Source organism: Scytonema hofmannii PCC 7110 (assembly GCF_000346485.2).
Lineage (GTDB): Bacteria > Cyanobacteriota > Cyanobacteriia > Cyanobacteriales > Nostocaceae > Scytonema > Scytonema hofmannii.
The window spans coordinates 4933294-4946659 of record NZ_KQ976354.1; the positions used below are offsets into that span (position 1 = coordinate 4933294).

General features: G+C 40.0%; 10 protein-coding genes and 1 pseudogene. 3 read left to right on the forward strand and 8 right to left on the reverse strand.

The window, feature by feature from the left end:
- Positions 1 to 143 precede the first annotated feature (143 nt).
- Complete coding sequence (locus WA1_RS20575; protein WP_017741652.1) at positions 144 to 1631, forward strand: ketol-acid reductoisomerase; 1488 nt, start codon at positions 144 to 146, stop codon at positions 1629 to 1631.
- A gap of 33 nt (positions 1632 to 1664) precedes the next feature.
- Here WA1_RS20575 and WA1_RS20580 read toward each other — a convergent pair whose 3' ends face one another.
- Together WA1_RS20580 and WA1_RS52980 are read right to left on the reverse strand one after the other, a co-directional pair.
- Entirely contained in the window at positions 1665 to 3017 is a 1353-nt protein-coding gene (locus WA1_RS20580; protein ID WP_017741651.1) for a TMEM143 family protein, read from the reverse strand.
- A gap of 186 nt (positions 3018 to 3203) precedes the next feature.
- Positions 3204 to 3350: pseudogene (locus WA1_RS52980) on the reverse strand (tyrosine-type recombinase/integrase); the annotation flags it as partial.
- A 189-nt stretch (positions 3351 to 3539) separates the two neighbouring features.
- Between WA1_RS52980 and WA1_RS20585 the strand changes: the two are divergent.
- Positions 3540 to 3749, forward strand: coding sequence for a hypothetical protein (locus WA1_RS20585; RefSeq protein ID WP_017741650.1), 210 nt, complete (start codon positions 3540 to 3542; stop codon positions 3747 to 3749).
- A 168-nt stretch (positions 3750 to 3917) separates the two neighbouring features.
- On the opposite strand, the gene WA1_RS60045 is transcribed toward WA1_RS20585, so the two are convergent.
- Together WA1_RS60045 and WA1_RS20590 are read right to left on the reverse strand one after the other, a co-directional pair.
- Positions 3918 to 4052, reverse strand: a complete 135-nt coding sequence (locus WA1_RS60045) for a hypothetical protein (RefSeq protein WP_272819189.1) — start codon at positions 4050 to 4052, stop codon at positions 3918 to 3920.
- 44 nt (positions 4053 to 4096) lie between these two features.
- Positions 4097 to 4378, reverse strand: coding sequence for a hypothetical protein (locus WA1_RS20590; RefSeq protein WP_148662728.1), 282 nt, complete (start codon positions 4376 to 4378; stop codon positions 4097 to 4099).
- Between the two features lie 912 nt (positions 4379 to 5290).
- Between WA1_RS20590 and WA1_RS55155 the strand changes: the two genes are divergently transcribed.
- Entirely contained in the window at positions 5291 to 5518 is a 228-nt protein-coding gene (locus WA1_RS55155; protein WP_148662729.1) for a hypothetical protein, read from the forward strand.
- A gap of 42 nt (positions 5519 to 5560) precedes the next feature.
- On the opposite strand, the gene WA1_RS20600 is transcribed toward WA1_RS55155, so the two are convergent.
- From WA1_RS20600 to WA1_RS20615, 4 genes are all read right to left on the reverse strand, one after another.
- The gene (locus WA1_RS20600; RefSeq protein ID WP_017741647.1) at positions 5561 to 5842 is read right to left on the reverse strand and encodes an RNA recognition motif domain-containing protein; all 282 of its coding nucleotides are present in this window, start codon (positions 5840 to 5842) and stop codon (positions 5561 to 5563) included.
- 40 nt (positions 5843 to 5882) lie between these two features.
- On the reverse strand, positions 5883 to 10565 hold the full coding sequence (locus tag WA1_RS20605) for an nSTAND1 domain-containing NTPase (RefSeq protein WP_017741646.1): 4683 nt from the start codon (positions 10563 to 10565) through the stop codon (positions 5883 to 5885).
- Positions 10566 to 10772: 207 nt separating this feature from the next.
- A complete protein-coding gene (locus WA1_RS20610; RefSeq protein WP_017741645.1) occupies positions 10773 to 11813 on the reverse strand; it encodes a DUF1822 family protein in 1041 nt (346 codons plus the stop codon).
- 30 nt (positions 11814 to 11843) lie between these two features.
- Positions 11844 to 13268: a hypothetical protein gene (locus WA1_RS20615; RefSeq protein WP_017741644.1), complete on the reverse strand. Its 1425-nt coding sequence runs from the start codon at positions 13266 to 13268 to the stop codon at positions 11844 to 11846.
- Positions 13269 to 13366 lie beyond the last annotated feature (98 nt).

A 13366-nucleotide genomic window follows, 5' to 3' on the forward strand; every position in this document is an offset into this window, starting at 1 on the left:
GAAAAAGGTGTTGGACAGTGAAAAAAATAACCTCTATGTTAAAAACTAACAGTTATTTTTCTGTCTGCGATTAATTGTGGATAAGGCTTTCTCAATCCAAAATCAGTTAATCCAAAATCCAAAATCCAAAATTGTTTAATCCAATGAGTTTAGATTTTAGTACAAAAATTTTTAAGACAGAGAAGATTTTTTTAGCTAACACGGAAGAATATATTGTTCGGGGAGGACGCCATCTTTTTCCGCTTTTGTCTAAAGCATTTGAAGGAGTTCGGCAAATTGGAGTTATTGGCTGGTCATCTCAAGGTCGCGCTCAAGCACAAAATTTAAGAGATTCTTTAGCAGGTACTGGTATTCAAGTCAAAGTCGGGCTGCGAGAGAATTCTGCTTCTATTTCATCAGCAGAAAATTTTGGATTTACCAGAGATAATGGAACTTTGGGGGAAATGTATGAGGTTATTTCTGAGTCAGATATATCAATTCTTCTCATTTCTGATGCTGCACAAGCTGAAAATAAAGAGCGAATTTTTGAGGCAATGCGTCCGGGAAGTACATTGGGATTGTCTCATGGATTTTTATTGGGACATTTGAAAAATCTTGGTGAGTGTTTTCCTAACAATATTAATGCGATCGCTGTTTGCCCTAAAGGTATGGGACCTTCAGTCAGGCGTCTTTACGAGCAAGGCAAAGAAATTAACGGAGCAGGTATTAATTCTAGCTTTGCTATTTATCAAGATATCACTGGTAAAGCAACAGATTACGCTCTTGGATGGGCAATAGCGATTGGTTCGCCTGCAATTTTTCATACCACTCTGGAATCTGAGTATAAATCTGATATTTTTGGAGAAAGAGGAATTTTACTGGGAGCTATTCACGGTATTGTAGAAAGTCTATACAGATGGTTTATGAGTCATGGTTCTTCACGAGAAGAAGCTTATATTTATTCAGTGGAATCAATTACAGGACCAATTACCAAAATGATATCTCAGCAAGGAATTCTTGCTGTTTATGAATCATTCGATAAAACAGATAAAGAAACTTTCAAGAAAGCTTACTTAGCAGCCTATGACCCTGCTTTGGAAATCTTACAAGAAATTTATGATGAAGTTGCTTCCGGAAACGAAATTCGGAGTGCGATCGCAGCAAGTCACCGTCACAAAAGTTATCCTTTGGGCAAAATTGACGGTACACCCATGTGGCAAACTGGTATTCATGTTCGTGCCAATAGAAAATCTGATAACATCCCCATTCATCCTGTGACTGCTGGCATTTACATCGCAACTATGATGGCTCAAATTAACTTATTAAAAGAAAAAGGGCATTCCTACTCTGAAATCGCTAACGAGTCCATTATCGAAGCTGTCGATTCTCTCAATCCCTATATGCACCATAGAGGAATTGCTTTTATGGTTGATAATTGTTCCATAACTGCAAGACTTGGGGCAAGAAAATGGGCACCCAGATTCGATTATATTCTATCTCAGCAAACTTTCAATGCACTAGATAGTCATTTCATCTACGATGAACCTCTCTTCCAACAATTCTTAACAAATGAAATACATCAAGTTTTAGCAATTTGCTCTCAGTTACGACCTCCAATTGATATTTCTCTCCACCAAATCGACATTGGGTAGATTCCAAATTCAGTTTCATTTCCTCAACTCAACCTACGATAAGGCTATTCCATTGTATTGAAAAGCATTGTCCCAAACATAATCGATAACAGCCTTAGCATCATCCAAAGAAAGAACGTGGCAAAATCCCTGATTATCATAAGTAAGTAAAGGAATCTCAGACACATTATCAACTTCCTTACTATTTCCCAAAACTTGGCCACGAATCTCTTCTAAATTATTTAAAGGACCATGGATGTCAAAGTTAATTTTCATACCCACCTTCCTCTCCATCCAAGTTTCAATGCGAGAGTCTAGCTGTTGTGGAGTCAGAGGAGTTGGACAAGTTAAAAGATGATAATAAACCAAAATAATTTCTTTACACTCTTGCTCCTCAGCAATATCCATTAGCATCTGAAAAACACTTGTATTACTAGCTAAATTCTTAAAAAATAGCGTATCCGTCACATCTTTTTGAAATTTAATTTTTTTATTTTTGTACTTATTGTATTGCTGAAAAGCAAAACCACCTAGAGCGATCGCTAACGATAGTGTTGCCACCAGAACGGACATGACATTTTGGCTTTTATACTGTTCTACAACTAAACCTAATGATTTAAGTAGAGATGTCGCATTAAAAACCAGCAAAATGGCAGCAATCAGTAATAACAAATTTGGTAATGCTTTTAAGAGCAAGGGAATTGCTGCTCCAATAGCAGGAATGCCAAATAGCAGGCGATCTTTCCAAGTCATACTAGTGACAACATTAGGAAAAAGCAAGTCAATATCTAGTTTTGGAATATTTTTATAGAAGTAAACATACATTTTACCAGGCGTAAAATTTAACTCTTCTATCTTAATTTTCTTACGGCGAAAGTAAGCCACTTCCTTAAACTTAATCAGTAAAACAATTCGTTCAAAAGTCTCAATATTTTTTTCCTGCTGCCAAAAGAAGAATTTTTTCAGAATAATTTTCTTACTGGTATCGCCTTGATAATAGCAGAAAAAGCAGTCAAAGTCCTCAAAATCAACTTGAGTTTTCAAATCAATTAGCGATTTCTTACCTAATGCTCGTTTTACAATTGATTCAGATAAAGGAATGTAATTAGCCCTTTCTAAAATGTGATGAAACGCTTCAACCACTTTTGACTCCATCGCGTCATATTGGTCAAAAGTTGGTTGAGTCAGCGATTGAACATCTGCACTAGGGTTGAAAGGTACGTAGTTGTCTTTGATAATTTCTAAGGTCTTGTGGAAGCGAAAGTGGTAGTATGCAGATAGAATTTGGCAGAAATCTTTAAATTTTTCAGCCTCAGCAGCATTGAACTGACCATCTTGCAGGCAAAGTTCGATAATATCAGTGCGGCGGTAGGGAATAAACGCTTCTCGATTTTCATAGACTGCCATGAGCTTACATTAAGAGGTAAATGCTGCCAAACAAACTTTACAGTGCTGCTTTTGTTATAGAACCACAAGTTAGGTACTTATAGCAATTTTAGTGAGGATAGTCAATTATCAAGAGTAGGGTTAGGGGTAGGAGCGCACGGCATTGCGCACGCACAAAGGTAGTAAGATGACTGCATGGCTCGTATTTTATCCCGACTTTTCACGGGATGTGGAAAAGTCAGCTAAGTACTTCTGCAACTGCTCAAGATTTCGATGCTCGGATATCTCCTGAATTACTCTTAACGGGATGCCAGCATTGCTTATTTGAGTTAGCATGGTTCTTCTAAAGCTATGGTAGGCACATCATGAGGTTTTTCTCATTGTTTTTTCATCATGGTTTCATCTAATTAAAGAACTTTTTTCCATTATGAAATGATGAAAGCCTTGGAATTGAAAAGTCAGTAACGCATTATAGGAATGGGATAAGAAAAGACATTCATCAAATCCCAAAGACAAATAATGAAATCTTGATGGGAAATTAACATGACTAAAATTACAATTTTCCAACTGCATACTGTTGATGCTGACTCTATTCAAAAGTTAACAGATGCTGAGATTGATGCAACAAAAGGGGGACTTGTAACCATCGATGCTGATGTTCGCAATGCCTTTGTTAGTGCCGTCAATAGCGCGGCTTTCGGTGCTAATCTTGTGGTCAATAATGTGCTAAGAAGTATAGGCTTAGGTGCATGAGTGCTTTTCACTCAAGTTCCTTCACAAATCAGGGGGTTAAAGCAAGACAGTTTGAATAAGTAAACCAATACAAACCCGTTCTTTTAAAGAGCGGGTTTGGTTTGGGACAATTTCCTACAAATCATTAACTGATGGGAAATCAGGGATGACATCAGTCGAAGGTAATTTTCACCAGGAGGATGAAAATATTTTTGAGACATAAGTGTTTTCATTAGTATTAGCAACAGGTGATAGCATTGACAAGCTAGCAGCCGCTCCTAACACCTGCTCTTCCGATACTTCCAAGTAATTGTAAGAGGACATTTCTCTATTCACTTAGTCGGTAAGCATTAACCAAGAGCAATAGTCTATCTGATGACTAACAAAGCTCTCTTATTTACATCAAGAGATTCAGATAAGCAGCCATCTACAAAAATCCCTGGATTTAACTGTGTACAGGAATGACACCAACAAAAATAATCAGCCTGAGTTGCATTCAGTTGAATACGCCCAATATAGTAACTTCCGTCCACGGTATCTTTTGCTATAACGCGAAACCGCTCATACACTAAACGTTGGTCTTCGTGTTTAATCGATTCTGTCTCGTCAGAAAAATTCTCGGACTGCAAATGGTATGTTTGTGAATTCATAGTTAAAGTTGGTAAAAACGCAAGTATTAAAAGTAATACGTAGAGTTTCATTACACTATCAAACAATTCTTTATACGTCATGAGAAAAATCTCATGATTTTTTCATCATGGTTTCATGTAATACTCAAATTATCGTAAGTATGCAAACTCATAAGTATGCAAACGCAGACAAACAACTAAACTATCCCCATATCCCTCATGCCGTAATGCAATCACCAGGAGTTGGGGTTTTTTTTTGTATGTAGGGCGTAGTAGATAGATTGTGTCATTCCATCTCAAAAACAAACTGAATAATAATTGTAATTATTGTAGACAGAAAACCACTAATAATTGTTACTATAAGAACTTGGAATAAAGGGACATCTTGAATTGCATATCCTGTGGTCATAATAATCAGAAATCTAAAAAATTTAAAAAAGAAAGGACTTAATGCAATTGATAGAAATTGTGAAACCTGATAATTATTAATTATTGTTTTATGAAAAATTAGCGAGAAGATAACTTGAGCGACTGTATAAAGTACAATAATAGCACTAATCATCTTTTAATTTTCCATTAAGAAGTTTCCATTAAATACTATTAGCAATCTTCTATTGATTCTATTAATACTTTTCTAGATCGCTTTTTTGAAAACTATATCGGCACTCTAGACATGACTCCCAGGAATTTCATGGACTAATAGAAGTTATTTTCACATAACTACTTCTAAAATACTTACCGAAAAAGAACAATTTCATAAAAATCTCTCTTTAGATAGAGAACAAAATACTTTATTTTAAATAACCAATCTTATTAGATAGGTGCAAGCTACTATAACTTATGCAGTTTCTCAGCCAATCTGTAATAAAAATTTGAAACCCTCCCAACCACCCCTTGCCCATCTACCCGCGAGGGGTGAGTAGGATCGCACGCTTGACCGTGAATCTGCTCACAGCCAGGGTGGACGGTAGGGAGTTGGGATTGGGGATTGGATGGACGCGATGTGGAATCCGCCGCCCTGGTTGCGATCGCAAAGAAATACGGCAGAACTTCTTAGTGAATCCCCTGCCTTTAGGCATGGGGAGAAGTCAATGTCGTAGAAACTTGCCGAACACAGCAATGGTCGAACCAACTTGTGTGTACATGGTAGCGTTAAAGTAAAGAAAGGATGTGACAAATCAAACTCGAGTACTGTATTTATAGTTATCTGTTACGTTTTGGTGGTTGACCGCCAGTTCCATGGCTTGTTGGTCTTAACCCTCTACTATCTTCCTCATCAGCAGAGATTGAAAGTATGTTGCCATTAAATTCGCTACCATTCAGTTCTGCAATAGCACTATCCTCAGTTTCTTGATTTTCTAAGTTGACTTCTACTGTATCTTCAGACAAAAATCTAATTCCCTGAACATCTCCGTATTCTGCAAACAAATTCACTAAATCTTGCTCTGTAGATTGTAAAGGTAGATTTGCAACCCTAATAGTCATGTTTTCCTCCTAAGTTAATCAAGCTAAAAAACAACTCAATTTAAGAACAGAGACCGTTATCTTTGGATTGTACATCGGTATTCGTCCGAAGATAATCTCTTAACCACTCACAGCCGTAAAGGAGTAGTTCATCCTGTTGGCGAAAACTCTTCCAATTCCATAAAAGCACTCTCTTGTCTTCATCACCAGAAACAATTGTTTCACCCTCGGGGCTAAACGCGACTTTCCAAACAGTCGCGTTATGACCTTGAAACGTTGTTAGCTTCTTACCATCTGTTGTCCTCCATAATTTCACAGTCCGATCGCCACTTGCTGAGGCAATGATTTGACTATCAGGGCTAAACGCCACCCCAAAAACCTCAGCACTATGACCAGTAAGGGTTGTCACTCTTGTGCCATCAGGTTTCCACAGTTTCACGGTTTTGTCCCAGCTTCCTGTGGCAATTAGCTGACCGTTGGCACTGAAAGTGACTGCGGTCACTGGGGAACCCACGTTCACAGTTCTCACAAGAGTTCCATCTCGTTTCCAAAACTTGATTGTATTATCTTGACTTGCTGAAACAATTGTTTGACTGTCTGGGCTAAAGGTAACAGCCCAAACCTCATCGGTATGACCGTTCAGAGTGGTAATTGGACTGCCGTTGGGCTGCCAAAGTTTCACGGTTTTGTCATCAGAAGCAGACGCTAACATCTGACCGTCAGGGCTGAAAGCCACTGCGTTTACATAGAAGCGGTGATCGACAAGAGATTTTATTAAGCTGCCATTTCGCTGCCAGAGTTTAACTGTCTTATCCCAACTGGCTGTAGCAATTGTCTCACCATTAGGGTGAAACGCAATATCCCATACAGCATTGCTATGACCCGTGAAGGTTGTCACAGGACTACCATTACGCTTCCATAGTTTTACGGTTTTGTCGTCAGAGGCAGTCGCAATGAACTGTCCATCAGGACTGAACTTGACCCCATGCACTGCAGCACTGTGACCGTTCAATGCGGTGAGTAAAGGATGTTTCCAGTGCCAAAATCTGATAGTTTTATCATCAGAAGCGGTGGCGATAGTTTGACCATCGGGGCTAAAAGTGACATCCCAAATGATTCCACTGTGACCTTTGAGTACGGCAATCTCAGTACCATCAAGCTGCCAAAGTCTGACAGTCTTATCCCAACCGACAGAAGCAATCAGCTGACTGTCAGGGCTAAAGGCGACTCCATGAACCTGACCATCGTGACCTTTCAAAATTTGGTAGGGGCGCGTTTCAAATTCTCCTTTAGTATTTCTTTTCCAGAGTTTCACTGTTTTATCAGCACTGGCTGTGGCAAGAAACTGACCGTTGGGGCTAATTGCGATCGCCAGAACTTTGTCATTATGCTGAAGAGTTGTAAGTAACGTACCATCAGGTTTCCACAGTTTAACTGTTTTGTCCCAACTTCCGGAAGCAATGGTTTTACCATCAGGGCTAAACGCGACAGCATCTACGCTTTCTCGGTGACCTGAAATGGTTGACAATAAAGTCCCATCTCGCTTCCGGAGGTGAACGCGTCCATCCCAAGTTGCTGAGGCCAGAGTTTGCCCGTCTGGGCTAAATGCAACTGCGTACACTTCAGATGTATGATTGAGAGTTGTGAGTAAGGTGCCGTCAAGCTTCCACAGTTTGACTGTGCGATCGTCACTTGTTGAGGCAATGGTCTGACCATCTGGGCTGAAAGCCACTCCGTAGACTGCACCTCTATGTCCGGTAAGCGTTTTTAGCAAACTACCATCTTGTTGCCACAGTTTGACTGTCATGTCTGCACTGGCTGTGGCGACGATCTGACCGTTAGGGCTGAAGGTCACTTTGTGTACTTTAGCACCGTGTCCTGACAGGCGGTTGTACTCATTGGCTCCATATATTGCCTGATTGAGTGCTAAATCAACTTGAGTCTTTGTTTCTGGTATATTTGTACCAAATGTTATTAATTTATGCTTTGCTCTCAGTGCTTCTACGAGGGCATCCAATCTTCTATCGGAAGCAAACAGAGCTTGTGAAGATTTAGTGGTTGCCTGAATTTCATTAATCCGAGCTTTTTGCCACTGCCACCCAGCAAACGCGGCAAGTATTGATGCGATCGCCATCCCACTGGCAAGACCTAGAATAGTTGTTTGCTGCCGTCGCTTTTGCTGTTTGACTTCCCGTTCCCGCAGTTCTAAAGAAGAGTGAATAAAATTGCGATCGCTAACACTCAGTTCTTCCCATCGTTTTGTTTGCCAATATTCTGCATCGGAAAGGGGTTTTCCTCGTAACAATGCCCCTTCATCTAAATTGCTACTCTCCCACTGACCAATTGCCACTCGCAACTTTTCTTGCCAGTTACGAAACTCTCCATCCATTTGCAGCCAGTATTCCAAGCGTCCCCAACTTTTAATCAGGGCTTCATGCACAATTTCTACTGTTTCATAACACGTGTGTCCCTTAAAATTTGTCACGACCAAACGATTTGATGCCAAGTGGGTTACTAAATCCCAGTTTTCTTCTTTGACTTCAGCACGAGTGGCTAACCTCCGGGTTGCTTCACCACCTTCTGCTAATTGAACTAGCTGCATGAATACTCGTTGCGATCGCTGTCTGTCTGTCTCGGAAAGTTGGCTGTATACTCCCTCTGCATGATTCGCTAGCGCTTCTTCCACACCACCAATCTCTTCGTAAGCCTCAATAGTCAGCAATCCCTCAGTTTGTTTTGACCAGAGTTGGGTCAGGGTAAACTCCAATAGGGGTAACCGTCCCGGCTGTCCTTCCAACGCATAAATCAGCTTATTTGTCAACTCTTTTTCTAGTTCCACCTGCATTTGTGCCGCAGGCTTTTCAATGCTATCGCGCAATTCGTCACGGGACATAGGCGCAAGGTTGAGAACTGCTCCTTGCAAAGCATTACTCAAAGGACGATAAGAAAGAGCGTACCCATAAAAATCAGCTCGTAGGGTTGTGACTAAGGTAAATGCGGGAGCGCGAGTACAGGCGTTAAGTAATAATTCTAGGATATGTTGGCGTTCATTTTCAGGACAAAGGGTGTAGAGTTCCTCGAATTGATCGGCAATGAGTACCAGGCGAGTTCCAGGATTTTGTTGAACAAAGGTTTCAATGATTTTGTATAAAGCACCGTCGTCTTGTTCTAGCGCCAGTTCCAATTCCAAATTCACTAGGGAACGGAAGTTTTCATCGGTAAATGATGAATTGTCAGTCAGAGAATTTACACCCGCTAGCAACTGATAATTCGCTTGCGCTGTCAGTTTTAATCCCGCACTCGGAAATCTATCACTGTTGACTGCTTGTGCGGTACTTAAAGGTGCAAAAGCTGCTGCTAGGGCTGTTATTGGCTTATTGCCAGGACGAAAAGAGATAATTTGCCAATTAACATTTGTATCTTGCCGCAACCGAGGTACCAATCCGGCAAACACAACGCTGGACTTACCGCTTCCACTAGAACCTACCACAGCCACAAATGGCTTTTTTTTCACTGCTGTCACTAAATCCTGAGTAAACCTTTCCCGTCCATAAAATAAGTGTGCATCTTCTTCGCGGAACGCAAACAAGCCACGATAGGGACAGGGCGGCATTCCAGACAAATTGAGCCAAGTCGGCGGTTTGACGGCGGGATTTTGACAAATTGTTGGCAACCAAGAAGCGCCTGGTAAGTCATCTTCCAAACCTTGCAATTTTCTGCGTGCTTGTTGTACCGAAAGATATAAAGAACGTCGTTCAACGGCAAACGCTTCTAGAAAATGTTTGAAAAACTCTTGGGCAACATAATTTGGGACTGGTTCCCGCATCACAATAACTGTGGGAATATTCAATTTTTCCAGCGCTAAAGATAATCCCAATCCATCACAAGAGTTGAAAATTGTTAGTTTTAAACCATTTTCAATAGCTGCTTTGAGTGCTTCTTCTAACTGTTCAACCGTCAAACTGTTGTTGGTTTCGCTTTCATTAATATAAAGTCTGCCAGTTTCACCCTCAGTTTGACTGTGTCCTGCAAAAAATACAACGTCCCAACCGATGGAGTCCCAAAGGTGTGTATTCAATTCTTGTCTTGATGGCTTGACAAGAAATACAACTTCTGCATCTGCTAAATTGTTCAGAAAGTGACGTTCTTTATCCAAATCGATCCCAAAGCTGTTCCCCAGAATCGCCAAAATTCTCACTCTTTTTCTCTTGACTTTAGGTTGCGAGACTTGAGCTCGTTTGTATTCCGGTCTGGAGAGAGCTATTTCTGCTAAAGGATAATCTTGAAAGAAATCACAGCGATGCCAAGGTAATTTTCGCAGCAGTAGATCGTTTGTTTGAATAATAACTCGAATTTCATCTGTTGGGTTCAGTGCAGAACGCAATTGTTGGCTAATCTTAAGAATTCCTTGAGATTGCAACCAATCATTCATTCTTTGTTGTAATTTGTTACATACACTATGAAAATCTAAAACTGAGATGTTGGTAACAGCGCCTTCATCTATTTCTAGTTCATCATCATCTTCGTCATCGCGGGGTGAAGAACGCCAGTGTTTGCGATCGCAAATATTTTGATAGATTGATTGCCAATTTCTACAAAGTTCAACGAGCTCTGGTGCTGGGGGTAAGTCGCCAATGAATTGCTCTGGAAGAGGATAATCCGCCCCCCATAGCTGAACAGTAACTCTTGGAAATCCTTGGTCTAAGTTACCTTGACCTAAATTAATAACAATCGACTTGCTCATTCAACGATGCACTTGATTGTCAAAGATTGTAGTGAGTTTTACTTTTATACCATATCCTTGTATTGCCGTGTTGAGTAGATAAAATGAGGTGCTGTGAAAAATTTGTGTGTAGGAGGAGCATGAAACAACAGAATGCAAGGAAACAGGGATTTTGTCTTGTGTGGGTGACCTTTCGGAACTTACACCCTTTTGATTGAGAAAGCTTTTTTACAATTCAAAATACTCTCTCACTCTAGCATCTTCGAGACTGACTTCTAAACTAAAGCGCTTTCCTGGTTCACCTTTAAAGGGTTTGAGTTGAATATAGTTATCTTGACTTCTTGCGGTAACCTCTTGAAGAGTTTTTCCAGCTTTAGAAAATAGTGTTAATTTAATATTTGATGGTAAGACTCTTTCTCCATTGGTAGGATGTAACTGAATCAAAACGCCTAATTTTTCCTCACTCTCTTCTGAGATATTGACCAACAACGCTACTGTTTGATTACCGAGTTGTACTCCCAAGTCAATTAATTTTGCTCTCTTAATACCTGATAGAATATGTCTGGTATTAAACGCCAAATTGGTTTCGCGCTCCAGCAAGTTATCAATAACCTCCCAACCTTCATCACAAACCCCTTGGAACCATTGGCTCAACTTAATTCTCGTTTCCTTGAAGTAGGTTAATAGATTTTCTGAGACTTTTTCGGTTGAAGTCACGGGTAAGGGAATAGAGCTAGGTTCTAAGTAAAGATAATAATGCAATAAATGATTGGGTTCTAGATCGAATACTGATAAGGGTAATTGATAAGAACCATCTTGCAAGCGATCGCTACTGCAATAGGTAACAAGTTGATCGTAACGCAAACAACCTCTAATAATAACTTCTTCCTGTTCTTCAGACACTTCTAGCACGACATAAAAATGAGCTACTAGTTCGGGGTGATGAATAGTACCAGAAGGTATGCTTACCACTTCATCAAGCAGATGCTCGGTAGAAATCACACAAAATTTAAACTCTCCTAGTTGGAGTTGAGCACAGGTCTCAATGACATGAGTTTGTTTTTGAATAGGTTGTTCTGGAAGACGTGCGGTCAACCATTCTTCAAACCCAAACAATCCCAAGCTATTGAGATAAGTTTGCCACTGTTGTGTTTCATTCATAATTCGGTTACTTATTTGTGTTGCTTGATAAAAGTGTTCTGGTTCCAACCATATACTTTCAGGCAATATCAACCTGATACCTGTTGTCTTTATTGATGGCTGGGACATAATAAGTTCTCTCCTGATTTTGAACTATGTTTATTGTTGCTCTAAATATTGAAAAAGTTGTTGTGCGTATACGCTGTTCATTGAGCGGTTTTTACCCACTCTAATTTCTTCAGAAGCTTCATTGAAAACTTCTTCATCAACAAAAGCTTCTATTTGTTCGGAAATAGCTTTGAGATAATCTGGTGGTGGAGGAATTTTAGTTAAACCTTTTTCCTCAGCCTTTTTTAAAATTCTCTCAAGTAGTTTTTGAACTGTGGCATAGCGTACCTTATTTAAAAGTTCACCAGGGTTTAAGATTCGTCTTGTTTGATCCCAGCTACTCATTCCTAGTTTGGGAGCAATTTCTTTAAGAGCTAAACCTTGACCGTAATATAATTTCAATCCGGGAATGAACTTGTGAGCTAGGGGCGCATACTTTTTGCTTTTTTCCAATCGGCTAAGACTCGCTTGAATTTCTTCTTTAATAGCCTTAAGCAAAGCTAATTGTAGTTGCTCGTGCAAAAACTCTAAAAGTTCTCGCTGTTCCACATCAAGTTCACTCAGAGATTCATAAGGTAAATCAGGTCTAAGTGTGTAACCTCCAGTTTCCGGATCTTGAATTTCTATCGATTCTCTATAGCTCCAAATATCATACTGCCTGAGTTGTGCAACAACGAGTTTGAGTTCTTTAATTAACTCCATTGAGTCATTGATAATAACATTTCGTTGTTTCAACCGGGCAAGCATTTCTTGCTGTTGAGCATTAGTAGGATCGGGACATCGTCTAGTTTGGTAGGAACGTTGCTGTTGGCGATCGCGACGATAAACGGCATGAAAAACTTCTACTAAATGACGTTCGCGTTGTGAGAAGCGTTCTAGCTGTTTGGGTCTAGCACGATTTAACAGCGCCCAGTCACTCAGATGCTGAAAACCAAATTCTGATAAAAACTCTTTTAGCTCTGAATTTTGTCTGGTTTGTAAATAAGCCCAGTTTTCTAAGCTCATTCTAGACTGAGAGTCAGGCTTGTAGGTTTGCAGAACCCTAAGAGAAAAGAATTTGAAACTTGCTGTCTTCGCTTGACCGTTTTGATCTAAAAGCAGTTGATTTTTGCCATCTTTATCCAGAACGAGGAGGCTTTCACCATCATCATTAAGAACAAATGGTAGCAAATCTTGGTATGTAAAGTGCTTTTCTGTACCAAATAAATTGTCAATTTTTTGACAAGCTTTTAGGATCGGATCGGAAATGTAGCATCTAAGACAAAGCCCAGCAACAGCACGATTTTTGTCATCAACCTCAAGTGTTTGATTGTAGAAGTAAGCGTAAAGAGCAGTTTCCACATCTCCATTCTGGGAACGTGACAACTGTTTCTGACAAAAATCCTCTGCCAGAGGAACAAAGAAAAGTTTGTACCTCACTTGTTCGCTGGCTGGATTAATTCGCCAAATTTTCCAGTATCTGGATGAAGCACCCATAGTGTTGTATGGTCTCCTGTGATCAACTGACCTAATTCTACAGTTGCAATAGGAAATAGATGTCGTGCCGTTTACCTTATGCACTTGCTTGGGGAGTA

What these genes read in the sequence shown, in the direction of transcription:
- WA1_RS60045 (WP_272819189.1), bottom strand. Translation starts at nt 4,052, where the DNA reads ATGTCCTCTTACAATTACTTGGAAGTATCGGAAGAGCAGGTGTTAGGA.
- WA1_RS20580 (WP_017741651.1), bottom strand. Translation starts at nt 3,017, where the DNA reads ATGGCAGTCTATGAAAATCGAGAAGCGTTTATTCCCTACCGCCGCACT.
- WA1_RS20575 (WP_017741652.1), top strand. Translation starts at nt 144, where the DNA reads ATGAGTTTAGATTTTAGTACAAAAATTTTTAAGACAGAGAAGATTTTT.
- WA1_RS20605 (WP_017741646.1), bottom strand. Translation starts at nt 10,565, where the DNA reads ATGAGCAAGTCGATTGTTATTAATTTAGGTCAAGGTAACTTAGACCAA.
- WA1_RS20600 (WP_017741647.1), bottom strand. Translation starts at nt 5,842, where the DNA reads ATGACTATTAGGGTTGCAAATCTACCTTTACAATCTACAGAGCAAGAT.
- WA1_RS20615 (WP_017741644.1), bottom strand. Translation starts at nt 13,268, where the DNA reads ATGGGTGCTTCATCCAGATACTGGAAAATTTGGCGAATTAATCCAGCC.
- WA1_RS20610 (WP_017741645.1), bottom strand. Translation starts at nt 11,813, where the DNA reads ATGTCCCAGCCATCAATAAAGACAACAGGTATCAGGTTGATATTGCCT.
- WA1_RS20590 (WP_148662728.1), bottom strand. Translation starts at nt 4,378, where the DNA reads ATGAATTCACAAACATACCATTTGCAGTCCGAGAATTTTTCTGACGAG.
- WA1_RS20585 (WP_017741650.1), top strand. Translation starts at nt 3,540, where the DNA reads ATGACTAAAATTACAATTTTCCAACTGCATACTGTTGATGCTGACTCT.